At 32.0% G+C, this 23,347-nt stretch carries 25 protein-coding genes and 2 pseudogenes; 10 read left to right on the forward strand and 17 right to left on the reverse strand.

Annotated elements, in window-relative coordinates; all coding sequences use genetic code 11:
* Window positions 1–274: 274 nt before the first annotated feature.
* The 4 genes from F5ESL0228_RS05460 to F5ESL0228_RS05475 all read left to right on the forward strand — a co-directional run bounded on the left by F5ESL0228_RS05460 (window position 275) and on the right by F5ESL0228_RS05475 (window position 5,137).
* Window positions 275–1,312 (forward strand): PTS transporter subunit IIC, encoded by a 1,038-nt coding sequence (locus F5ESL0228_RS05460; protein ID WP_122023107.1) that lies wholly within the window; start codon window positions 275–277, stop codon window positions 1,310–1,312.
* Between the two features lie 135 nt (window positions 1,313–1,447).
* On the forward strand, window positions 1,448–1,816 hold the full coding sequence (locus tag F5ESL0228_RS05465; RefSeq protein ID WP_122023108.1) for a Spx/MgsR family RNA polymerase-binding regulatory protein: 369 nt from the start codon (window positions 1,448–1,450) through the stop codon (window positions 1,814–1,816).
* A 79-nt stretch (window positions 1,817–1,895) separates the two neighbouring features.
* On the forward strand, window positions 1,896–4,298 hold the full coding sequence (locus F5ESL0228_RS05470) for a Xaa-Pro dipeptidyl-peptidase (protein WP_122023109.1): 2,403 nt from the start codon (window positions 1,896–1,898) through the stop codon (window positions 4,296–4,298).
* Between the two features lie 227 nt (window positions 4,299–4,525).
* Window positions 4,526–5,137, forward strand: coding sequence for a DUF1700 domain-containing protein (locus tag F5ESL0228_RS05475; protein WP_122023110.1), 612 nt, complete (start codon window positions 4,526–4,528; stop codon window positions 5,135–5,137).
* Between the two features lie 88 nt (window positions 5,138–5,225).
* On the opposite strand, the gene F5ESL0228_RS05480 is transcribed toward F5ESL0228_RS05475, so the two are convergent.
* Window positions 5,226–6,041 (reverse strand): DUF4097 family beta strand repeat-containing protein, encoded by an 816-nt coding sequence (locus F5ESL0228_RS05480; RefSeq protein ID WP_122023111.1) that lies wholly within the window; start codon window positions 6,039–6,041, stop codon window positions 5,226–5,228.
* 161 nt (window positions 6,042–6,202) lie between these two features.
* Window positions 6,203–7,243 (reverse strand): C39 family peptidase, encoded by a 1,041-nt coding sequence (locus F5ESL0228_RS05485; RefSeq protein ID WP_122023112.1) that lies wholly within the window; start codon window positions 7,241–7,243, stop codon window positions 6,203–6,205.
* Window positions 7,244–7,464: 221 nt separating this feature from the next.
* Here F5ESL0228_RS05485 and F5ESL0228_RS05490 point away from each other — a divergent pair, with 221 nt between their 5' ends.
* The 4 genes from F5ESL0228_RS05490 (at window position 7,465) to F5ESL0228_RS05505 (ending at window position 10,276) form a co-directional block, all read left to right on the forward strand.
* On the forward strand, window positions 7,465–8,100 hold the full coding sequence (locus F5ESL0228_RS05490; protein WP_122023113.1) for a hypothetical protein: 636 nt from the start codon (window positions 7,465–7,467) through the stop codon (window positions 8,098–8,100).
* A gap of 448 nt (window positions 8,101–8,548) precedes the next feature.
* A complete protein-coding gene (locus tag F5ESL0228_RS05495) occupies window positions 8,549–8,737 on the forward strand; it encodes a hypothetical protein (protein ID WP_147441427.1) in 189 nt (62 codons plus the stop codon).
* A gap of 89 nt (window positions 8,738–8,826) precedes the next feature.
* Window positions 8,827–9,135 carry a hypothetical protein gene (locus F5ESL0228_RS05500; RefSeq protein ID WP_147441428.1) on the forward strand — a complete coding sequence of 103 codons (309 nt, stop codon included), beginning with the start codon at window positions 8,827–8,829 and terminating at the stop codon, window positions 9,133–9,135.
* On the forward strand, window positions 9,125–10,276 hold the full coding sequence (locus F5ESL0228_RS05505) for an MFS transporter (RefSeq protein WP_122023116.1): 1,152 nt from the start codon (window positions 9,125–9,127) through the stop codon (window positions 10,274–10,276). The genes F5ESL0228_RS05500 and F5ESL0228_RS05505 overlap by 11 nt, the downstream gene beginning before the upstream one ends.
* Before the next feature lie 422 nt (window positions 10,277–10,698).
* On the opposite strand, the gene F5ESL0228_RS05510 is transcribed toward F5ESL0228_RS05505, so the two are convergent.
* The 10 genes from F5ESL0228_RS05510 to F5ESL0228_RS05550 form a co-directional block, all read right to left on the reverse strand.
* Window positions 10,699–11,205 carry a GNAT family N-acetyltransferase gene (locus F5ESL0228_RS05510; protein ID WP_122023117.1) on the reverse strand — a complete coding sequence of 169 codons (507 nt, stop codon included), beginning with the start codon at window positions 11,203–11,205 and terminating at the stop codon, window positions 10,699–10,701.
* Window positions 11,206–11,688: 483 nt separating this feature from the next.
* Window positions 11,689–12,453: an ABC transporter permease gene (locus tag F5ESL0228_RS05515; protein ID WP_122023118.1), complete on the reverse strand. Its 765-nt coding sequence runs from the start codon at window positions 12,451–12,453 to the stop codon at window positions 11,689–11,691.
* A 22-nt stretch (window positions 12,454–12,475) separates the two neighbouring features.
* The gene (locus F5ESL0228_RS05520; protein WP_122023119.1) at window positions 12,476–13,231 is read right to left on the reverse strand and encodes an ABC transporter permease; all 756 of its coding nucleotides are present in this window, start codon (window positions 13,229–13,231) and stop codon (window positions 12,476–12,478) included.
* Window positions 13,221–14,108: an ABC transporter ATP-binding protein gene (locus F5ESL0228_RS05525; RefSeq protein WP_122023217.1), complete on the reverse strand. Its 888-nt coding sequence runs from the start codon at window positions 14,106–14,108 to the stop codon at window positions 13,221–13,223. The genes F5ESL0228_RS05520 and F5ESL0228_RS05525 overlap by 11 nt, the downstream gene beginning before the upstream one ends.
* A gap of 706 nt (window positions 14,109–14,814) precedes the next feature.
* Complete coding sequence (locus F5ESL0228_RS08320; protein WP_158592495.1) at window positions 14,815–14,985, reverse strand: hypothetical protein; 171 nt, start codon at window positions 14,983–14,985, stop codon at window positions 14,815–14,817.
* Window positions 14,986–15,120: 135 nt separating this feature from the next.
* Complete coding sequence (locus tag F5ESL0228_RS05530) at window positions 15,121–15,426, reverse strand: nucleoside triphosphate pyrophosphohydrolase (protein ID WP_122018473.1); 306 nt, start codon at window positions 15,424–15,426, stop codon at window positions 15,121–15,123.
* Window positions 15,427–15,553: 127 nt separating this feature from the next.
* Window positions 15,554–16,294 carry an ABC transporter permease gene (locus F5ESL0228_RS05535; RefSeq protein WP_122018474.1) on the reverse strand — a complete coding sequence of 247 codons (741 nt, stop codon included), beginning with the start codon at window positions 16,292–16,294 and terminating at the stop codon, window positions 15,554–15,556.
* On the reverse strand, window positions 16,287–17,018 hold the full coding sequence (locus F5ESL0228_RS05540; protein ID WP_122023120.1) for a hypothetical protein: 732 nt from the start codon (window positions 17,016–17,018) through the stop codon (window positions 16,287–16,289). The genes F5ESL0228_RS05535 and F5ESL0228_RS05540 overlap by 8 nt, the downstream gene beginning before the upstream one ends.
* Window positions 17,011–17,715, reverse strand: coding sequence for a lantibiotic protection ABC transporter ATP-binding subunit (locus F5ESL0228_RS05545; protein ID WP_122023121.1), 705 nt, complete (start codon window positions 17,713–17,715; stop codon window positions 17,011–17,013). Before F5ESL0228_RS05545 ends, F5ESL0228_RS05540 begins: the two co-directional genes overlap by 8 nt.
* Window positions 17,716–18,036: 321 nt before the next feature.
* Window positions 18,037–18,354, reverse strand: a complete 318-nt coding sequence (locus F5ESL0228_RS05550) for a hypothetical protein (RefSeq protein ID WP_158592496.1) — start codon at window positions 18,352–18,354, stop codon at window positions 18,037–18,039.
* Window positions 18,355–18,578: 224 nt separating this feature from the next.
* Here F5ESL0228_RS05550 and F5ESL0228_RS05555 point away from each other — a divergent pair, with 224 nt between their 5' ends.
* Window positions 18,579–20,186: an ABC transporter ATP-binding protein gene (locus F5ESL0228_RS05555; RefSeq protein WP_122023123.1), complete on the forward strand. Its 1,608-nt coding sequence runs from the start codon at window positions 18,579–18,581 to the stop codon at window positions 20,184–20,186.
* Window positions 20,187–20,382: 196 nt separating this feature from the next.
* On the opposite strand, the pseudogene F5ESL0228_RS08495 reads toward F5ESL0228_RS05555, so the two are convergent.
* Window positions 20,383–20,505 (reverse strand): annotated as a pseudogene (locus F5ESL0228_RS08495) (recombinase family protein); the annotation flags it as partial.
* On the opposite strand from F5ESL0228_RS08495, the gene F5ESL0228_RS08325 reads away from it, so the two are divergent.
* A complete protein-coding gene (locus F5ESL0228_RS08325) occupies window positions 20,502–20,675 on the forward strand; it encodes a hypothetical protein (protein WP_158592497.1) in 174 nt (57 codons plus the stop codon). The pseudogene F5ESL0228_RS08495 and the gene F5ESL0228_RS08325 overlap by 4 nt on opposite strands.
* Before the next feature lie 2 nt (window positions 20,676–20,677).
* Here F5ESL0228_RS08325 and F5ESL0228_RS08330 read toward each other — a convergent pair whose 3' ends face one another.
* The 4 genes and pseudogenes from F5ESL0228_RS08330 to F5ESL0228_RS05580 all read right to left on the reverse strand — a co-directional run bounded on the left by F5ESL0228_RS08330 (window position 20,678) and on the right by F5ESL0228_RS05580 (window position 23,301).
* Window positions 20,678–20,908 (reverse strand): hypothetical protein, encoded by a 231-nt coding sequence (locus F5ESL0228_RS08330; RefSeq protein WP_158592498.1) that lies wholly within the window; start codon window positions 20,906–20,908, stop codon window positions 20,678–20,680.
* A gap of 928 nt (window positions 20,909–21,836) precedes the next feature.
* Window positions 21,837–22,507 (reverse strand): annotated as a pseudogene (locus F5ESL0228_RS05570) (transposase); the annotation flags it as partial.
* Window positions 22,508–22,694: 187 nt separating this feature from the next.
* Window positions 22,695–22,985 carry a type II toxin-antitoxin system mRNA interferase toxin, RelE/StbE family gene (locus F5ESL0228_RS05575; RefSeq protein ID WP_122023218.1) on the reverse strand — a complete coding sequence of 97 codons (291 nt, stop codon included), beginning with the start codon at window positions 22,983–22,985 and terminating at the stop codon, window positions 22,695–22,697.
* Window positions 22,975–23,301: a toxin-antitoxin system gene (locus tag F5ESL0228_RS05580; RefSeq protein WP_122018486.1), complete on the reverse strand. Its 327-nt coding sequence runs from the start codon at window positions 23,299–23,301 to the stop codon at window positions 22,975–22,977. The genes F5ESL0228_RS05575 and F5ESL0228_RS05580 overlap by 11 nt, the downstream gene beginning before the upstream one ends.
* Between the last annotated feature and the right edge of the window lie 46 nt (window positions 23,302–23,347).

Below are 23,347 nucleotides of genomic sequence, written 5' to 3' on the forward strand. Positions count from 1 at the left end.
TTGCTTGCTTTTAGGTGAAAGCTCTAGTATGATATTGATTAAATATTTATGAGAGGTATGATTATGATGCAGAAAATTCAAATCCATCTACCACAAATTAATATTTATTTTTGGTATTTCGGCCTTTGGGCCTGAATACCTTGTTTGTCATTGTCTTGGCACACAGGTCAAATTTACCAAGGTAACTGTGTGTTTAGACTTAAGTACTTTCTCCTTAAGAATGCTCATGCGGTTGCCATTGACCGTGTGAGTTTTTATTTTTGGGAGAAATTGAATGAAAACATTAAAAAAAATCACCTTGGATACCCTGAATGGTTTATCAACTGGGATTGTGGTCGCATTAATTCCGGGAGCCTTAATTGGTCAGCTTATTAAAGCTCTCTTACCGTTCTGGCCTAATTTAAGTTTTATTTTAGCACTCACAGCGTTTGCCTCAGCCTTATTGCCAGCTATTAGTGCCGTTTGTGTCGGAATGACTGGTAAGTTAACTCCGATTCAGACTTCATCTATTGCATTGGCTGCGGTCGCTGGAGCTGGGAATTTTACAATGAAGGACGGTAAAATTCTAGTAATGGGCAACGGTGATGTGATTAATACCGCCATCACAATTATGATTGCTTATGCATTAGTTCTGTTTTTGGGTCAAAAACTTAAGGCCTATACCATTTTGTTAGTTCCCTTATTGGTTTTATTAATTGCAGGAGGAATTGGCTGTTTGACACTTGGACCAGTTGGTCAAATTACCCGATTAATTGGTTTAGGAGTTGAACATTTAATTAATTTACAACCAATTTTAATGGGGATTTTAATAGGAATAGTATTTGCATTGTTAATTGTTTCGCCAATTTCTTCAGTTGGGATTGCAACGGCAATTAATATTTCTGGAATTGCCGCAGGTTCTGCTAATCTTGGAATTACGGCTGCAGCTTTTGCATTAGCAATTTTTGGTTGGAAAGCTAACTCATTTGGAACCTCAATTGCCCACTTTTTAGGTTCCCCCAAGATGCAGATGGCAAATTTACTTACCAATCCCAAATTGCTAATACCAATTAGTATTAACGCTGGAATATTGGGTGGTATTGGTGCTGTTTTTAATATTAGTGGGACGCCAATGAGTGCAGGTTTCGGTTTTTCAGGATTGATTGGACCAATTGCCGCTATGTCAAAAAGACCTAATAATTTTAGTTCGATTACTCTAATTACCATTCTCTTTTTTGTATTGCCAATCGCACTCGGATTAATTACCAACTATCTTTGTAATAATAAATTGCACTTCTTTAGTAGCCAAGATTTCAAACTTGATTTTAAATAGTATTGAAATATTAAAAAGCAACTTTACTTACTATGTAAGAGAGCGGTTGCTTTTTAGTTATAATAGCATTCTTAATTATAGTTAGCACTGTCTCTGATATAATCAAATGAAGCTAATACAAAAAGAGGTATAAAAATGATTAAGTTTTATGGTTACAAGCGTTGTTCAACATCGCGTAGTGCACAAAAATGGTTAACTGACCATCATGTCAAAATCGACTTTCAAGACTTGGTTGAACAGCCACCAACCAAAAATGAGCTGATTAAATGGCTAACTAAGTACCAAGATCGCGGTTTAAAGTATTTCTTCAATACACACGGTCAAGATTATCAGCGACTGCAACTCAAAGATAAAGTTAGTGCGATGTTGATTTCGGAAGCCGCCGAGATGATGTCCCAAAATGGTAAATTAATTAAACGTCCGCTTGTAGTTAGCAAGCAGAATTTAACATGTGGATTTAATGAAGATCTTTATCAAAAGACTTGGCTAAATGAGCAGGCATGATTGCCTGCTTTTATTTTGAAATGCTTCTTTCATAACTTAATTAGAACATGTAAAATAGATAAATAAAAAGGAGAATTATATGAAATATAATCAATACGCTTATGTTGAAACTGACTATGAAACTCAAATTAAAGAACTTCTTAAAATCAAATTCTTGCCAGCAAATTTTGAACAACTAACTTTCAGTGAACTACTGACTAAGATGGTTGAAAATGTTTTAGCTGAGGTTAATCCACATGATGAAGATGCTCGAAAAGCTAAATTAACTGAATTTGCCGTATCGACCAACCACACCTTGACAGATTTTCTAACTAATAAACCGGAAAAAATTTCAGTTGAGCAATTTTACAATGTTGCTTTACAACTATTGGGTTATCACGTTCAGTATGATTATGATTTAGATAATCCCTTAAAATTTATGCAAAAAAATGCCCTGCCAATCGTAAACCAGATAGAAAATTGTTCTGAATTAATTGAAGCATTTTATCGGCTTTTGAACACTCGTGCCAAAAATGGTCAGCTCCTGATTGATGTCATGGCTGGAAAGGGATATTTTTATGACCGCCGAAATGAATTACCCAAAAACGAATTTGTTTTATTCAATGGCAAAAGTCAACCAGTATTTGATACCAGCAAAGTCATCCGGGAAGTAGTCTACGTTGAATGTGACCTTGACACAGATGGTGATGGGCAAACTGACTTATTGCAAACAACTATTTTTAGACCTATTGAAAGTGCTAAATTACCTATCCCTGCGCTTTATACTGCCGATCCTTATTTTGGCGGTGTAATTGCTAATGAAAAGCGTAATCACAATGTTGATGAAAATTTGACTGATGCGACTATCTGGCATAATCCACAATATGAACCAGCCATGCGGCTTAAAGCGTCAAAGCCATCTAATAATAGTGCAGAAGTAGCAACTTCCTCCGAACGAGCATTAAATAAAGCACCATACACTTTAAATGAATATATGCTAGCTCGCGGCTTTGCCAGTGTCGTAGCCGGAGCGATTGGCACTCGTGGCAGCGACGGCTTACGCATTACAGGAGCTCCTGAAGAAACTGAAAGTGCCAAAGCAATTATCGAATGGTTGCATGGCGATCGGATTGCTTATACTGACCGCACTAGAAAGCACGAAACCAAGGCCGATTGGTGTAATGGCAATATTGGAATGACAGGAAGATCATATCTAGGGACTTTACAAATTGCACTTGCTACAACAGGTGTAACTGGGTTAAAAACTGTCGTATCTGAAGCTGCCATTTCTTCTTGGTATGACTATTATCGCGAACATGGTTTAGTTATTGCTCCTGAGGCTTGTCAAGGAGAAGATTTAGATATGCTAGCCGAGACCTGTCAGTCTAATCTCTGGGATGCCGGTGCCTATCTCAAAATTAAACCAAAATATGACGCAATGCAGAAAAAACTTTTAGAAAAAGCCGATCGTGCAACTGGACAATATTCGAGCTTCTGGGATGCCCGCAATTACCGTCATCATACTGATCAAATTAAATGTTCATGGATTAGTGTGCACGGCTTAAATGACTGGAACGTTAAGCCCAAAAACGTTTATAAAATCTGGCAAAAAGTCAAAAATTTACCAATTGAACATCACCTCTTTTTACATCAAGGACCACACTACAATATGAATAACTTGGTTTCAATTGATTTTACCGACTTGATGAATTTATGGTTTGTTCATGAATTGCTAGGTATTGAAAATCATGCGTATGCAAAATGGCCACAGGTAATGATTCAAGACAACTTAGAAGCTGACAAGTGGCACGAAGAACAAGACTGGAGCAATGACTGCGGCCATGAATCAATTTATTATCCAACCGACGATGGTCAACTACAAAAAGATGGCAATGGCCAAAAGCAACTTGCTTTTACCGATGTCGGAGGGCAAGAATTTAAAAAGGCTAAAATCTCTGAAAGAGATTGGCAAAACCAATTTATTAGTGGCGACAAAAAGTGGTCTAAACCAAGTCTTCGTTTTACAACCGAAGAATTTATTCACCCGGTAACCATAGTTGGGCGACCAACAATAAAAGTGCGAGTTTCATCTAGTCTTAATAAAGGACAATTATCAGTTGCCCTCGTAGAATTGGGCGACCGCAAACGATTATCTCCTACTCCCCGCTTTATTATGCCTAAAGGTCAAGAATTAGGCTATCGTTTTGGAACCGATACCTTGCAAGAATTTATGCCCGATAAAGTAACGCCAGCTAAATTAATCACTAAGGGGCACATGAACTTGCAAAATTATGCTGATTTGAAAAAGCCAAGTGCAATTGAACCTAATCAGTTTTATGACTTAGAATTTCAATTGCAACCAACTTACTACAAATTACCAGTTCAAAGTCGCTTATGTCTAATAATTTATTCAACTGATCAAGGCATGACCAAACGACCACTTGAAGACACAACATACACAGTCGATTTAAGGCAAACCGAAATTCGGTTTAATCAACAATAATAAGATAATACTAGACATAATTAGTTTTTTAATAACCATTAGTTCAGAAGAGCTAATGGTTATTTTTGATATCCTACATGCTTTTGTCAAATTCTCAAGTAAATTATTTTAAATTTTTTCTTTAAACTCTAATGGTATTTGATATATAATATTAGAAAATATAAATTGTTTCTAAATACTGAAGTCATTATTTAGTATTGTTACTTGATAGGTATTAGGAGAGAAAAATGAATGATACAATCAATGATTATATTTCTGAATTAGAACATTATTTGTCAGATATCCCAGCGAAAGAACGTCAAGACGTTGTCGAATTTTACCGAGAGTTTTTACTAGATGGTGATTTCGTGAGAAGATCCACGATAGAAAGCGAATTAGGAACTCCGAAACAATTAGCTCGCAAAATATTAGCTGATTATTCCATTTCAGATATCCCCAAAGATAGTCAACACGAAACAAATTCAAATTTAAAAAGAATATGGTATATTCTTATGGGATTATTTGCTGCTCCAATTGGCATACCACTATTATTTATACTTTTCATAATCTGTGCCGTTTGCTTCGCTTTTTTGATAGCCTTTATAGCAGTAGTCATTGCTTTTATTGTTGTCTTTGGTACTATATTGATTAAATCGATCGCTCTATTATTTACAAGCAATTGGGCAATCGGCTGCTTTCATCTTGGACGTATTGTAATTTGTGTTGGGATTGTATTTATTCTATCTCCTTTAATGGCAAAATTTGTTAATATGTTAATTACAAAACTGACTATATTTATGCGTTATTTAGGTAAAAAGCTTTTTACCAAACGGTATTACACTACTAAATCTAGTGATTAAAATAATTTTATTCGCTTTCTTAACTTAAAAGGCTATACTTAAATTTGACATTTAAGTATAGCCTTTTAATGATTATAATTTTTATAAATTAAGCGATATTTATGTCTCCATCTCGGCAAACAACTTTAAGTTTGGGCAAGCTGGGATCGCTATGTGTGTAATGAAGTGATTTAGTTTTTCCCTTATAAGAAATCTTACTATCTGAATTAACATAAAAGTCAGAAGAAATTTCTTGTAAGCTAGTCATATTAAAATCACCATCTTGCATTTTGAAATAACTATCTCCTATAATTTCAGAATCTGATATTTTGGTATCTCCATCTTGTAAAGATGCATTTATTTTAAATCTACTATTTAAAATTTTTAAATCTCCCGAGTCCAAAAAGAGTTGAGCATTTCTAGTATTTATTTCTTTTAGAACTAAATCCCCTGTATCTTGTTTTAAATCTATTTGGGGAATATTTAAGTCATTCAATAAAATATCGCCATCAGAACTTGACCCCGAAACCTCCTTTACAGAATTTATTTGAGGAACGGTAATCACAATATCACAATCATCATAGGATGGATCATTTTGATCCGTTATAAATAATTCCTTGTTTTTTACCTTTGCTTCAATATTTTTAATATTTGAACCACTTATCTTTACTTGATATTTTTTACCTAAAGTAACTCTGACGTCTGACTGAAAAGCAGAAAATTTAACTTTGGTAAAACTAGCTGTATTAATCGTTTTATAGTGATATCTATCTTCTTTTTTATGATGAGATACATTATTAATACCAGTAAAAAAACCAGAATGAACGCCACTAATACTTTTATTGCCATGATTTATCCTACCAATAACTAGTAAAATTATTCCTATAAATATTATCACTCCACAAATTTTATAGAATTTTTTCATAATATCTCCTTTTTACGAACTTAAAATCACTTTTATCGATATTATATTATATATAGTATTGTATCTTAGAAAAAACACTTTAGCAATAAGCAATTTTTACTTATTGTAATAGCAAAAATGTCTACAGAGTAATTTTCTCTGTAGACATTTTGTTAATATAATTATTTTATAGTTAATGCGTTATTGCCACCTTTATAAGCGAATTCACTCTTTACACTGCTTGCCTTTACCCAAGAAATCGGCCCTAAGTCATACTTATTCCGACCACCGCCGCCTTTATAAAAACGTTTAGCTTGATAAAGCGGATCATGAACTAAAAATTGATCGCTCTTTTTACTGTAGCCGAAAATAACTTTAGCATGATTTCTTGCGCCTGTACCATTATATGAAGAATACCCATAATAGAGAACCGGATGATTTGCCAATACTAGTTGTTTCAAGTTATTCATTGAAATTCCCGATACGTCTTTAATCTTTTTGTCCCCCAATTGATGAGCATAGTTCATTAAACAATATGAAAGGATAACCCTAGTAAAACCTTTACCAGTATAAGGATCTCCATCTTGGCCACCAGTTGCCCTATTTCGTGGCAAATTGTTTTGCATGTAAGTTAATTTAGCCGTATCAGTTGCGCCAGAAACCTTGTTCCAGGTACCATCATACTTCATTAACATTGATAGTGCACTAGAAGCACACCCCCATGGAGCAAATACTGGGAAATATTGGCTTGTATAGTATTGCTGGGACTTGGGACTGTTCTTAAGAACGTTATAGCGGGTATGTTTCAAAACATATTTAATTACATTTTTTGAATTAACCCATTGCTTCTTACCAACATAATAATAAGTTGAATTTCCATTCTTAATCATAGTATAAGCTTTTAATGTAGTTCCATTTTTAATTACTTTACCATTACGTTTAAATTGGTTCGTATTATTTCTTGTATAAGGATGAATAGACTTATTTGGTAAATATGAAACAACCAGATAACTATTCTTCGTCAGTGGAGTTTGGTTAAGACTATTCCCGTTTGACTTATTAGCAGTAGTTGTTTTTTCTAAATTGGTTCCCTTACTATTTGGTGAGAGAGCTGAAGTATTATGAAAATTAACATTATCAGCATGAACGTTAGCTACTTGAGTGGTAGTAAACACTCCTATTGCCAATAACCCTAATATTGATTTTTTCCAAAATTTGTTCATTTACTCTTCTCCTTTTTCAATAATTTATATACCAGTATAACAATTATTTAACAAAAAATCATAATACTATTTAAAAAATCAACTTGACTGTGTCAGGTTTTCATTATAGAGCTGTAGCATTTTATAAAAAACAACTTAAAAATATATAATACTTTTTACCGGAGTATAATATATTATATAATATAAAAATTATTTCATTTAAAGAATGGATGGTATTAAAAATGAAAATGAATTTACAAAATGCTACTAAAGTTGCTTTAACATCACTACTTTTATGTACTACAGCTTTAGTAACTTCTCCAGCAATTAGTGTTTCTGCCACTACATCTTCGCATAAATCAAACTGGCATACCGAAAAAAAATGGTCCAAAAAGCTAGCTAATGCTGGATATGTATTTAAATTACCGAATGCGCAAAAGGGAGCATTATATAAAAATAATGGAACATCTTATAGCAAAAATACACTGGAAAAAATAATCAACCAGAATACACTTTTCAAAGTTAAAAATGTTAATGTAATTCATAATGGTATATCTGTCAATCTTGTATCAAAAGATGGTAAATATAAAGGCTATACTACATATGTGAATGCTATTTACAATAAAAATTTGCTTAATGAAGATCTGCAACCACTAATCAAGGCGGAATTAAGTGTAATGCACGCAAAAGATAACGGAAAACCAACAAAAAAGTTATTAAGTCGAGCAGAGACTTTGGCTGCTGGATTAACTGGTCAAAACAGAAAAATTGCGTTAACGTCAATTAAGCAATTAAAGCAATTCATTAAGCGGGGAACAATGGCTGAAACACCAGTGCTATTAATTGGAAAGTATCCAGGTGATTTATTAAATGAATAATAATTATAGTAAAGTAATCATAAATTAAAAGTGATGAAACTAAAATAATAAAACCTCGAAATTAAAGCAATTTCGAGGTTTTATTATTGAAATCTTTCAACTTTGAAAAATTTATAGTATTAATTAACAGGTTTAAGTAATTATTTTATTGATATTAAATAGCCATTAGTTGTCCATATTGGACTTACCCAATTTACAATTCTCTATTTATTTAATTCTTGATAAATAAATGAATTCTCTGCTTAAACTGTTCAATTAAGTGAGTTTTACCATCTTGATATGTGTCAACCCGTTATATACTGATTCAAACCTATTTCACCTATTGATTTCCAAGCTAATATTTCATTTATTTTTTATTTTTGTTACAATACAATAAGTAAATATAAATTGTAATCGTTTTCTTAAGAGGGATGTGATATACATAAATTACTATCAAGTATTCAATGATATGATTACACTATATGGAAGGCAATATTGGTGGCCTTCGGATAGTGATTGGGAAACCTTAGTTGGAGCAATTTTAGTACAAAATACTAATTGGAAAAATGCAGAAAAATCACTTGCTAATTTGAGAGAAAAAACCGGTTTTAAACCTGATATATTGCTTAATGTTAATTTAGAAGTGTTAAAAAATTAATCAAACCAAGTGGATTTTACAATGCTAAAGCAAAAACTATAAAAAATTCTTTGCTTTTTTTTGAATCGTTTGGATTTGATATTAACAAAATGAAAAAAACGTTATCTCCAAAAACCTTAAAAACAAGTCTAATGAATATAAAAGGTATTGGAAATGAAACCTCTGACGTTATATTGCTATATATTTTTGATCAGCCAATATTTATTATCGACAAGTATGCTAGGAGAATGATTTCTAGATTAGAAGGTAGAGATGTAAGCAAATTTAAATACCAAGTATTAAAGGAATACATGGAAAGCAATTTACAAAGATTAACATATAAAGATTTTCAGGAATATCATGCTCTAATCGATGACTACAGCGAAGAATACTTAAGGAGACTGAAAAATGAAAAGTAAGAATTTATTACTAATTAGTAAAGTACTCAATGAAACTGGCGATTGGTTTTACTATTTCGTTATTGTTCTTATTGTTTTTTCGGTTTCACATGACCCGATTTATTTAGGCTTATTATCTGCATCATATACTTTACCTAATCTTATTTTTAGCAACCTAATTTCAAATATTTCTTCAAAGTTTAACTCAAAAAAATTAATTATATTTACCGAAATGTTGCGATTTATCTTACTTGTATTAATGTTCTTAGCCACTAATGTTGTCCTTCTGCTTTTGTTAGTTTTTAGTGAGCAAATGCTTGCCATTGCGAGTGATTTAAACTATCAAAATTTAGTAGTTAATGTAGTCAAAGGTAAAACGGCTCTAAAACTTTTTAACAAAAATACGAACACCTGGTCGTCAGTTGCCAGATTACTGGTTATACCCACTTATATGATATTGACCAAAATCATTAGCAATCGGGAGGTTTTACTACTTGATGCAGTTCTTACTTTAGTTTCTGGAATATTGATTCTTCCTATTAATTTCATACGTAATTTACAAAAGGAGCATAAGACTCCACATATAGAAAAAAAGAAAACTTTTACCTTTAATAAAAGCATATGCTTAATATTGCTTGTTGGGGTTTTAAATTTAGTAATCGGTTTCTCTGATTCATATGCAATTTCATACATTAATTTAAATAACAATAAGCTAGGGATAGGCTACTCTGTATTTGTTTTTTTAATGACTTTAGCTGAATTTGTAGCTAGTATACTTTCTAAAAAATTTGATGACGTAATAGAAAAAGACTTTACTGGCAAAGCTCTATCACTGTGTTCATTAATTATTTTTGTATTTTTAGTTGCCGCCTCTTTATTTCATAACGTTGCATTCTTTATATTTTCGATGGCAGCAAGTAGAATGATTTACATGTGGATTAAACTATTTTCCTTATATTCATACCAAGATCGAAACAAAGATCATATAATGGATTATGTGGCATTACAAAATGTTGTAATGGGCTGTTTTTTAGTCTTTAATTCTTCAATTGGCTCAATTTTAATCAAATTATCCAATATTTATATATATATGATATTTATAAGTTTACTGATTTTTACAACTACATTGATCTTTAAATCTCTATATAAAAGGACCAATTAATATGAAATACTCAGTTATCAAAGAATTTCCAACAAATATACAGACTCCAACAATCAATTATATATTTTATATTCAGAATTTTTAAAAAGCTTATTTTTATAAAATGTGTATTTATCGTAAGTAAGCAAAAAAGCCCGTAAAACTAAGTAAAAAAATAAGTTTGTGAAATTGGATCAATAAAAAAACAGCCTAAGTTTTTCTTAAGCTGCATTGCGCACTGAGCATCCCAAAAGACCGCTTTTCCCTGTACTACTTGAGCAATTTATCGAGTATGGCAATTACGATTCATGATTTCAAAACTAATAGCCGGACCTTAACCTTATAAAATCAAGCAATATAGCAAGCCAGTATCTCTTTGGTTATTCAAAGTATCTTTTATCATAACAATCCATACGGTTGCTATTATTGATATTGAATAGCCACTAGATGTCCACATTGGACTTACCAAATTTACAATCCTCCATTTTTTTAGTTAAGTTAATAAATTCATATACCCCATCGTTTGATTTTTGCATTTTAGAATCTTCTTTTTTAAATCCTGCTTTCTGATAAACTTTAATTGCACGTTTATTGAAGCTAGCCACTGACAGAAGAATCATTTTATAATTGAAATTTTTTTGTACAAATGCTTCGATTTCTTTTACAAAACTTAACCCTAACCCTTGTCCAGTTAAATCTGGTCTCAATCCTAAACCAATTTCCACCTTTTCCTCTGACAATCTTTCTAAGCAAAAATACCCCACAAGTTCATCTTTATCATCTAAAACCTGATAATACTTATTTCCTCGTAACTTTGAAGTAGTTATTTCTTCAAAATCTTCGGGATCATTTTCCATATCATAAAAATCATACTGTCCACTATAATGCCATTTTCTAGCAATCTGGTCTGCATTTGCTTGAGTTAGTTGTGTTATTTTTTTATATTTCATCTTTATTATCTTATACTTCTTGATGTAAATTTTATTTAAAATTAATAATTTAATAATATTTAAACATTATTATATGGGGTTGTCAAATATAATAAAAACAATTAGTATAACAAAAGCCTAAACAGCCGTAAACACAACTAATATTTCGTTAAAAGTGACATTTTGATAAAGCTTAGTTCTAGCAACTGTTCTAACCAAGCAATTTTCTAAGTTACGGAGGGTTAAATTTAGACCCAAATTTGCTAGCTTGACACCTTGATCAGCTATATCACAAGCTATCAAGTTTTTCGTTGTAATAAGATCTTAATTAGGGCAAATTGCTCTCTATCATGGTTACGTCTATCGCTATAATGTTCAAATGACTTAGTAACGTTATCCATTAAAACTAGGTCGTCAGGTAATTCTTTCTGTTCAAATAACAAACACTAACACTTTATATTTAGCTTGAAAAACAAAGAAATCATTACTTGCATATAGTATCTTCTAATAGCGTTTTTTACGGAAGATCAGATAACCTAGAATAAAGAAAATGATAATGTAACACATTGACCCGATAAGGTTTTGATTATTATTCAGGTGAGTTGTTTCAACATACATTGAGTAATTGCCGAACTGGCGAGTTAAATTAAGCATATTTAACGGGTTCCATCTCATCACATTGACAAACTTATTTGAATTTAACAGGTTACTAGAAATAGTTTGCCCCATGAACACTAGCAAGAAGCTGATAGTAACTACAATGGCATTATTATTAATTAAACAAGACAGTAAGAAAACGACCGTTATGACTAACATTGTCGTCACTAAATCAATTACGAATCCTGTAAGCATGTTTTCCCAAATTGACTGACCATACAAATAGGTTATTGTCCACACTGCTGAAGTTCGAAACAGCGTATAATGCAAAAAAGCGGTATAAACTAATGCCAGTAAGTGCAAAAAGACATCATACAGAAACAGTACAATGTACTTTGCTAAATAAACATAGACCTTATTAGTGGCTTTATATAACAGAGTTAAGATAGCATTATTCTGAAACTCCATCGAGAAGGTCGTAGCACCTATCACAACCAGTATAAACATAATCCAATCAGGTGCATCAAAACACAGTACCAATAACAGTTTGTTTTCTTCACCACTCAGAGCATAGCCTGCCAAGATCATTAATACTAATAAAATTATAGGAGCAATCCAAGCTATTTTTTTGTGACGTAACTTATAAAATTCTTGTTTGATACTATAAAACATCATTTATTCTCCATCTTATAATTTAAACCCGTCGGTTCTTGAACAGGTAATAGCCTATAATCGCAAACAGAATACCATAAATCAACGTAGCCACAATCAATTGCATGTTAGTCAAATTTGATTTAAGAATAATTGAACTTCTGGTCAACTGCTGGGAAATAAAAATCATATTAAGCGGGTTCCACTTAATAATCTTAACTAGTGATGGCAGAGACGACATCAGGCCAGCTGAAAGACTGGCGCCAAAAAAAGCTAGAGCTAAGCCAACACAGATTACTACTGCATTGATTTTAACAAGCATGGTCAACATGAAGGATAACCCAATGATGAAAACAGAGTAGATTACTTCACCCAACATATTAAGCATAAGAGCGTCTCTCAATGTATGTGCATGAAAAGTTGCGCTCCAACTAAATTTACCAGGCACCAAAAGCCAATTCAATATAAAAGTGAATAGAATACCACCAATTGTCAGTATAAAGCCATAAGCAAAAATAACAATGAACTTGGCCAGATAAATCTTGAGTTTGCTTGAATTTTTGTAGATTAGCATAATAATCGTATTATTGCTGTATTCCATGGCAAAAAATGCAGACCCAACGGCAATCAGAATAATTGGTATCCATTCAACTGATCCAAAACCAAATGCCAACGTATTCTTGGTAATGTTCGTTGTTAACGCACTGTAGACCATCAAGACAAGCATGGTCACCACTCCATACATTGCAACCTTTTGGTGGTAAAACTTATAGAACTCTCCTTTAAGACTAACGCCCATCTTCCTTACCTCTTTCTCGGTCCAGAATGTTAACGACAAGTTCCTCAAAGTTGGCTTCTAATGGCAGTATTTCTTGTATGTGGATGTTATTTTTCAAAAGCATATCCTGAATAGCAAAAATGTTTTTTTGATCTACAACTAAGAAATTATCCTTGAGAGTAAACGGAATCTTTTCTTTCTGCAGCACCGGCATTGCTCGATTATTATCTTCCGTGAGCACTTTGTATTTTTGTTTACTAGTCTTATTAAATTCCTCAATTGGTTGGTTAACAATAATTTTACCTGAAGTTATCAGTACCACCTGAGTCATGATCTTTTGTAGTTCACTTAAAACATGACTCGAAATAAGAAAAGCTGTTCCTTGATTGGCGTAGCGTTTAATTAACTTGCGCACGCCAATGGTAGCTTCAATATCTAGGCCATTCATTGGTTCATCTAAAATTACTAACTGAGGGTGATTAAGTAAAGCGATTGCAATCCCTAATTTCTGTTTCATGCCTAAGGAATAACCCTTAGCTTTATTATTAATATAAGAATCCATCTGCAAAGTGGAAACCAATTGAGTTAGATCTCTTTTATCACGGGCATATAATTCTAGATTCTGTCTTCCTGTTAAAAATGGATAGATAGCTGGATGCTCAATCAAAGCGCCAACCCTTTCTAAAGCCCTATGACTAGTCTCAGTGACTGGACGCTTACCAACGATGATACTACCAGTAAACTTCGTCAAACCTAAAACGCTTTTCATGATCGTGGTTTTCCCTGCTCCATTTGGCCCAATTAGTCCGACTATTTCACCTGCTTTGATCTTTAAAGAAACATTTTTTATAATTTTAACTTTTCCTATATAAGTATCCACATTATTGATTTCAAGTATTCTTTCATTGACTTGGTTCATTTTTCAACTGATCCTTTAAAATAACTTAAATTCATTTTACATTATAAATCGTTATACTGTAATACAGATATAATATACTGGAACAAAGTAATATGCAACTTGCTTTTAAGAAATATAGAAAACAAAAGAACAAATAAATACCAATTAATATGAAATATTTAATTTATAGGATTTTCCTATTTAGGAATATAATTTTTAGTTACTGGACTAGTTTTCTTACCATACTCATGTTAAGAAATAGTAAGTGAGCCAATTCTGCTCTCAACTTTGTCAGCTTGTTACTAAAATTTTGGGTTTAGCTGAACTTGCCTTGGCTACATATATTTTTACCTTTATAATAAAATTTCCGATAAAAAATAAGTCCTGAAAATTAAGTAATTTTCAGGACTTATCTAATAATTAATATATTTTATGTGTTGGAGCCTTATCTACTACAAATGAGAAGCGAGATAAAAGGATTAATCATTTTGAAATCACCATTTACAGTTTGGAATGTACTATTGCCTAACATTTGAGAGTTTTTAATTTTAACATCACCGTTATTCAAAAATGCTTTTGTCTTAAATTTACTGTTAATAACAAAATGTCTAACTTTTTATTTTCAAATATATATTTGTTCCATATTAATTGGAATTAAATTATCCTAAATATCCAATTCCTGCAACTGCAAAAAGTTGTTTAACTTTCAAAACTTACCTAAAAATAGTGGCAATAACTGTTTCCAATATTCAAAACCAAAAATAATATTAAGCATTTGCCTAGTTTTATATGGTAAACTTGCCGATATTTTTGGTAAAAATATAAAAAACAATGAAACTATAATTCCCCAAAGAGCTCTGCTCACTTTGCCAATCATATTTGCATCCTCCTCTATTAAGTAAACATTTTTACTTATTAAATTGATAACCTAATTTATATAGATACAATTTGATTATCTTTTATACAGCTTTACAATTCATCGAATCGTGGTGAAAACCTCAAAGGAAACCGTTCAGCCAAATTTTTTAGCTTCCATCTCAATAAATTCTGTAAAGCCGCCCTTTTCTGCTCGTTTTTGGGCAACTACCTTTAAAAAATGTTCTTGGTCAATCCCCTTAAAGTCTAAATAAGCTCTTAAAACTTCATAAACATCACCAAGCTCTTCAACCAAGTTGGTTTCACTGGTTGCATTAACTACTTCGCTAGTTTCTTCCACTAATTTTTTCTTTAAAGCTGGCTCAATTTCGTCATGTGTTAGGTAACGATAACTAGCCTCTTTAGCAAATTCAGGTATTTTATCTCTAACTAATTTTTTCATTTTAAATTCTTTTCTAAAATCATAAAGACAATAGTTTTTATGATACTATAATGAATTCCTACTTTTTTTGTAAAATATCAAAAACTATGAAGTTTACTGCAATACATTCAAAAACTTCTCTACTTCATTATTCTGCCTTTTCTTGCCAATGGTTAAAGTAGCGTATTATCATCCAACTTAAGATGATGGTTAACAAAACGGGTACAACATAAGTCAATGCAGCTACTTTTTGGTAAGCAAGCGGAATGTTAGGCAGCCAAAAGACGGTCAAACGGCTTTGCCATGCCCAAGGAATGATTGGCCAAATAAAATCAAATAAGGAAGTTGTAGCCAACATTGCAATTACTGAGCCAAAGAAGCCTAAAACTAAACTACCACCAACGTTCCACTTCATTGCAGTCACTTCAGCAAGCTCATACTGCAAAAAGCCTAAAAGCGCCATGGCAATGCTAGTAAGCAATAATTTAATAAAAGAAATGCCAACCACTTTGAAACCAAAAGTCAAGATTAGATAATAAATTAAATTCGTGCCGATAATTTCAATTACGTACAGCAGCCAGTAATAAAACAATTGCCCCGCTATTATTTTGCCTCTGCTGATCGGTTCGGTTAGCCAATTTTTAAAGTCCCCCGCCTTCTTCTCTCGATCATAGACTAGGCACACGACAATGCTAATCACAAGCGGCGAAGCAAGTGCTAAAAAAGTATTAAATATATTAATCATATTTTCTGAACTGGATAGATTTTTACGACTGCCATAATACCAGCCAAAAATAATAGGGAGGAAAATTAAAGCAATTAGATGTAGGTAGAGCAGCATGCTGCGCCGTAGTTTGACATTTTCCGCACCACAAATTTGTTTAAGCATTTTTTATCACCTGCTTTTGAAATGAATAAGATGCCAAATAACTGAAAATAATAAATAAGCCAATTGAAGCAAAAATAGTCCAAGAAGAATTAGGTACAACTTCACTAATTTTTATGGGAGTGCCATTAATATGTAATTTGATCAGTGCCACTGGAAAAAGATCTGACCAACTATATGGCAAAACTTGGCCCCAAGAAAAGGTAGTTACACAATATATGCCAATCATAGAACCGATAAAGACTAGCCCAACAGTAACGTAGAGGTTAGATATTCTGCTTAACCACGTATAAAGGGGGATTTCCCAGATAGTTGTTAAAAAAAGTCCCCCGACTGCTGTTAGGCAGGGCATAATTCCAACCCTAACCGGACTAATCAGACCGGTTAACAGCAGAAAAACGCCTAAAACCAGACTAACAACAAGTGACAGCAGCACACCATGCAAGATTCTTCCTAATTCATAAGCAAACAAATTAGTGGGAGAACTTAAAATTATTTTATACTCCGTACTATTTTTTTCATGACGATCAATCAGACCAATAATCAAGGCTAAATATAAATTAAGCCAGAGAAAGCTCCACTGATTAATCGTACTTTCAAGCACATAACCAGTAGAATCAAAAAAAAGAATGGTGAAAACCATAACCAAAAGGGGAAAAAGCACTGTTATAGGTCTAATAATTGTTCTTTTGGTTTTAAAAATTTCAATTTTTAAAGCTTTAAGCATACATAACACCAGCCTTTTCCAAAGTAGAATTAAACAGTTTTTCTAAATCAATTTCATGATCATATGGCTGTTCCAAAAGGAGCTTACCTCCACCAATAATACCAATATTATCAGCTAGATGTTCTACTTCTGAGAGCATGTGACTAGAAATAATGATTGTGATGTCTTTCTGCTTGAATTCAGCAATCAAATTACGTAACTGTTGGATACCTAGTGGGTCTAGTCCATTAGTAGGCTCATCTAAAATCAAAAGTTTAGGATGTCCAACTAAAGCTAAACCGATTCCTAACCGTTCTTTCATTCCTAAAGAAAAATTCTTCGTTAATTTATTTCCAGTATTGTTAAGACCAACGGTTTGTAAAATACCGGGAATTTCTTTTGCACTTGTACCGCGTAAACGACAAATTACCTGTAAATTCTCTTTAGCAGTCAGATTGCTATATAAAGGAGCATTTTCAATTAATGAACCAATCTTAGCTAAGTCAGATCTTGTCCATTCATGACCAGCAAATTCGACTTGACCACTTGACGCCGGGATCATTCCCGTTAAAATTTTCATTAAAGTGGTTTTACCTGCTCCATTAGGTCCTAAAAGACAATAAACTTTATTTTCTGGAATATGTAAATTTATTCCGTCTAAAACCAGTTGGTCCTTAAACTTTTTAACCAGATTTTTTGTTTCAAGTAAATTAGTCATATTCAATATTCTCCTGCATGTGTTTAAATTTTATTAAATATTATATACGAATATATTAAGTTTATTATTTTAAATCAAATACTTAACAATAATATCATATTATTAAAATTAACGAACGTCTTCTTCCCTGTGGCTTTTATTAAGTAAGAAAGTAATCTTGAATTTCCACTAAATAGTTATAATTACTCTTTATGAGCTTCTTAGTAATATTTAACATTTGAAAAAAACTAGAATTTCAACAAATAAAGTAAGTCGCTAATCATTTGATAAGCCTGCCTGTAATTTAGTGTTTTATAATTTTTTATATAATTTATTAATTTTTCATAGAATTATATACTGTGCTAGTTTATTAACCAAAAGTAAAATATCGTAATTTTGCATATTATTTGATAATTTTATGTCAAATTTTTCTTCTAAATCATACTCTATAATTAGATTAGAATTTAAACTTAGGTCTTTAGAAGCAATAATATTATCTTCAAGATATTTTTTAATAGTATTAATTACTTCTGATTTAATATTTTTTACATCATCATTTTTATACTCCAAAACAAACAGAAACAGGAGCCTCTTTTCGTTAACAATCATTATTTCAGTTTTGACGTGACCCGTAATCAATTCCTTACTTGCACTATTCAACTGATCTAGAATTTCAAATTACATTGTAAAGATACATCGGGATTATTCATAATCTTTACCTCTTTTTCTATAAACAAAAGATTCTATAATTAGATTAAATTTAATAATATTTTTATAACATATTATATTTGTAAATATTTATTATTTTTTAATTAAATATTTACAAAATTATTAAATCATTATAAAATAAATATATTAAAAACAAGTTAAGGTAGGTAAATATAGTGAACTTTAAAACCATCGTTAAGTGGTTACCTAAATGGTTACTGCTTGCAATTTTCATTACAACACTTATTTCATCATTTGATGGTGTAGTATTAGCACAGGTGCTTTCTAATATTGCTAACTTTAATCGTAATTCGACGGTAAAGCAGCTTTTAACTTACGCGGGAGTAAGCTTATTGGCTCTGACAATTGTTTACTTAACTAAGGCTTTGAAGAAAATATTAATTAATACAGCAATTAAGCAAATGAACCTAAAGATAAAACATAATTTTATTTATCAGCAGGTCGTTAATGCTAATTTTATGGATGATACAGCGAAAAATATTTCTAAAATTTTTAATGACTTTAAGTTGCTCGAAACCAATTACTTTAATTTATTGTTTGATTTGATTTCATCATTGTTAATGGCGCTGGTCTCAGTAATTTATATATTAAGTTTGAGTATTCCAATCGGGTTTTTGGTTATTATATTTTCACTACTACCGATGTTAACACCAAAATTGTTTAGTAAGATTTTGACTAAATCTTCTGCAAATTGGCAAAACAACAGTAGCACTTTTTTGGGCAAGGTAACTGATTTATTTAAGGGAAAGAATACAATCAGAACATACTTAGCCGAAAAAACAATGTATGAAGATACTGACAATTATTTAAATAAAACTGAAATCGCTTATTTAAAAATGAATAATTGGCAAGCAGCAGCATTTTTTGTTGGAGCATTTTTATCAGTTATTAGTTATATTTTCCCGATTAGCGTCGGGGTATTCTTGATCATTAAAGGAAACATTACCTCGGCATCTTTGATTGCCATTTTTATGGCTAGTGATCGTGTTGTAGCACCGCTTAGCAGCATATCTGAATATCTCAATAAAATGAAAACGACGCAAAATATTCGTGAAAATTTGAAAGAACAAGTAATTAGTTTTGGCAATGCCCCAAAGGGTTTAGAAAAAGCACAACCTAAAATTGTTTTTGATGATGTCAACTTTACTTATGCTAACGGTAAAACAATTATTGCTAATTTAAATTTACTTATTCCTTATGGTAAAAAAATATTAATTACTGGAGCGTCAGGTGCTGGTAAATCAACCTTGCTTAATTTGATTCAAGGTTTTGTCAGCCCCACTAGCGGTAAAATTTATTTAAAAGATGGATCAGATAAAATAGCCAATATTCTTAATTCTGGAATGATTGCCTACATTAAGCAGAGTCCGAATTTATTTAATGATACTTTACGATTTAATCTGACATTGGGACAAGATTTTTCAAATGATGCTTGTTTAGCTGTATTAGATAAAGTTGGATTACTTATAGAACTTGGCCAAGACGCCTTAAATAAAACTTACGGTGAAGATGGTAAAGATTTATCAGGTGGACAAAGACAAAGAGTTGAGATTGCGCGAGCTTTACTGTTTAACAAAAAAATTATTCTAATCGATGAAGCGACATCGAATTTAGATCCGCAAACGACAGCTAAAATAAATGAAATCATCTATGGCTTAAGTTGCACAGTTATTGAAGTTGCTCATTATTATGATGCGCAGGAAGTCCAGCAAGCACAATTCACACGATATTTACTTAAGAATAAGACTCTAAAAGCAATTTAACTAAAAAATATTGCTAATAAAATTGACTAATATTTATATATATAATATAGCAAAGATATAATTTGATCATTATAATATATATTAGTATATGTATTATCGACATATGTACTCATTGTGAGAATTTTTATTGCACAAAAATAAAGCTACCAAAATTAATCTGAATAACTTTATTTAATTGGTACAGCCCTTGTATTCTTCACTTAATTCCAAACTTTTTTCTATATCTAGTAAACGTAACACGATTAATTCCAGTTACCTTGCTGACAGCAGTATCAGTCGTACCACTTTGATAGAGTTTAAAGGCGTGTTGCAATTGTGGACTTATATAAGCTGGTTGAAACAAAGCAAGCTGTTAAGGCCGCACAGAAACCTGATGAATACGTTATCACTAGACCTTCCTGGGAAACTGTTGGTCATGTTATGGCACAAGGACGGAGAGATGCTCTAAGTAGCGGGTTTGGATTTGGCAGTAATATATATAGTCATTAAAATCAAGAGGTACTACTAGTGAAAAGAGATAAACCAGAAACTATATTGTTATTGGCAATATTAGCACCGATGCCCGTCTCAGTAACAGTTTCAGTGTAGTGGCTGTTGGTCTTTCCCCATTTTCCCGACTTTTTGGCAATCAGTGGACCAATAATTCCTTGCAAAATTGCGGGTACAAAAGACGCAACCACAAAGATGAGGGCAATGATCCATGAAGCAAGGAAAGCAGACACGATTGGCGCCATAAACTGAATAACATCAAAAATAATAGTCAATTCTGCGACGAGACTTAACCAGATAATTAGAAGACAATTCCTTAATTTTAATGTTAACGTCGGCAATAATTTTGGAATATAAATATTGATAAATAATTCCAATCAAGCCAAAAATTAGTTAACCACAGATAGCAGTTGTGGTTAACTTTAACAAACTGCCTTGAGGTTTCTCGGCGTATGAAATGAATAGTTTCAACATGTAGGCAACGAAAACAGCCTGCATTGAATTCAGAATAGACATAATAATGTATAGACCGACTTTAAACGGATTAGCGTATTTTAAATGTCATGATTACCCTCTTTAAAATATATCTATTCTCATTTTTAATTAATAACTTATAATAATATCATTAAGTCAGAAAACTTAATAATAATCATCTAAGTAAGTTTATGATAAAGGAGGTCTCTAGAAATGAGTGCAAACGTTAAAGTTGATCACATCTCCACATTTACCGACTCTAAAATTGGTTGGATTTTCTTCTAAACTGTTAAATCATCATTAATATATAATATTAGCCGAGATCTATATTTAAGACCTCGGCTTTTAATTAAATTTTTATAAAGGAAAACATTTATAATGAAATACAATCGTCCAAGAATCAAATCCATATATCCAATCTATAAATTAAATGATGAAACTTTTCGAATTGACACCCAAGTCGGCATTACCAAAGAGTTTAAATAGCCTAATGAACTTTAGTCAATTTACTTGATGGTAGACCTATAGAAGATGTATTAAAACAAGAAAAAGTCGCTTTTCCTAACTTGAATTTAACTGATGATTATATCCTTGATGGTATAGATCTTTGAAAAGGATTAAAGTTTTTATATTTAAAATGATTTTTGTAAACATTAAATCAATATTTTAAAATAAAAGCTGATATTACTTTGATCTGGGGATCAAATCCTTACGCAACTTATGCAGTACCTTTTTAAGACTGCGTCTTTGGCGTTTCTTAGTTGAACCCCCAAGCGGGGTTTGGGGCTCAGCTGCGATTTCTTTATCTAATTGCTTAGTGGTAGCTTCTGTTTGTCTGGCAATCATTGCTAGACCATAACTAGTTTGGGCTTCTTCTTCCGTGATCGCTTGGATTACTTCTGTTTGAATCAGTTCATCATAAAGTTTAATTGCACTAGTTTTTAATTTGGCATGAAATTTTTCCACTGCTCTTTTCCAAACGAAAGTATACTTGTTGGCATCAGCTTCAATTTTAGTCCCATCAATAAAGATGGCATCTTTTTTAATTAAGCCTTCTGCCTGCAGGAGGTTAGTAAAATAGACAAAAGACTGTTTAATTAACTGATTGGCATGTTTACTAGACCTAAAGTTATTGATTGTGTGATATGAAATATGCTTGCCGCCAGCAAAAAGCAAAATTTTAAGCATCATAGCTGGATGATAGGCCGGCCGACCAGTAACTGACTTGTCTTCTAATAGTACCTTGTCAGGAATAGAATCAACAAAAGTGCTAATAACCTGAGCAGATGATTTTTAGGAATAGAAAAATCTAAATTGAGTGTTAAAGCAGTTTGACCTGCGATATAATTTTGATACATGAAAAGCCCACCTTTTTATTTTTGGTACTGAATTAATAATATCAAGGCAAGGCAAAAATGTATATGAAAAATCCGCTAGAACTTAAAGGTTCTAACGGATTTTTTGCTTGTTAGTGTCTAGTTTTTTCCCAGACTCTTTTTGGCTTAACTTAATGACATTGCTTAATTTCAGGATTCACATCAATCCTTAGATTAAGTTCTTCAATTTTTGATAAAAATTTTCATGTGAGCCGATTAAAAGTATGATAACTATTACTTCGTCTTGATCTATTTTATAAGCAATGCGATAACTAACTTTAGCATAGTTAAACCCTACGGCATAAATACCAACTAGATCACCTTTTTTGGCAGTTCCACTATAAGGGGTAATCGCAATATCATTATATATCTTATCAATAAATTTTTGCTTTAATTGCCTATTCTTAATTTTTTTAAGAACTTTGATTGAATTACTACTCAATTTAACTTTATAGGCCAACTTCTTTTTCAAGCTCCTCTTTGGTCATAATTGGTTCTGGCTCTGCATCTTGTGCTAACTTATTAATTGCTTCTGGAATCGCTTTTTTGGCTTCTAGAAACTTATCAATTAATTCTTGGCCAGAGTAATTTTGACTTACCAAGTCTTTGAGAATATCTGTATCAAAATCAAAAAAATCATCATTATCAACAAATTCATAAAATATACCATTATTTGTTATACGCGGGATAGTAGCTACTCCTTCCTTGATACCAAAGCTTTTTGGTACTGAAAGCATCACTGAATTTCCCTGTTTTCTAGTCTTTATAGTTCTCATTTTGCTCACCTCTAATGATATTTTATCATTTCACTTAAATAATTAC

The organism is Lactobacillus sp. ESL0228, from assembly GCF_003692825.1.
Classification (GTDB): Bacteria; Bacillota; Bacilli; order Lactobacillales; family Lactobacillaceae; genus Lactobacillus.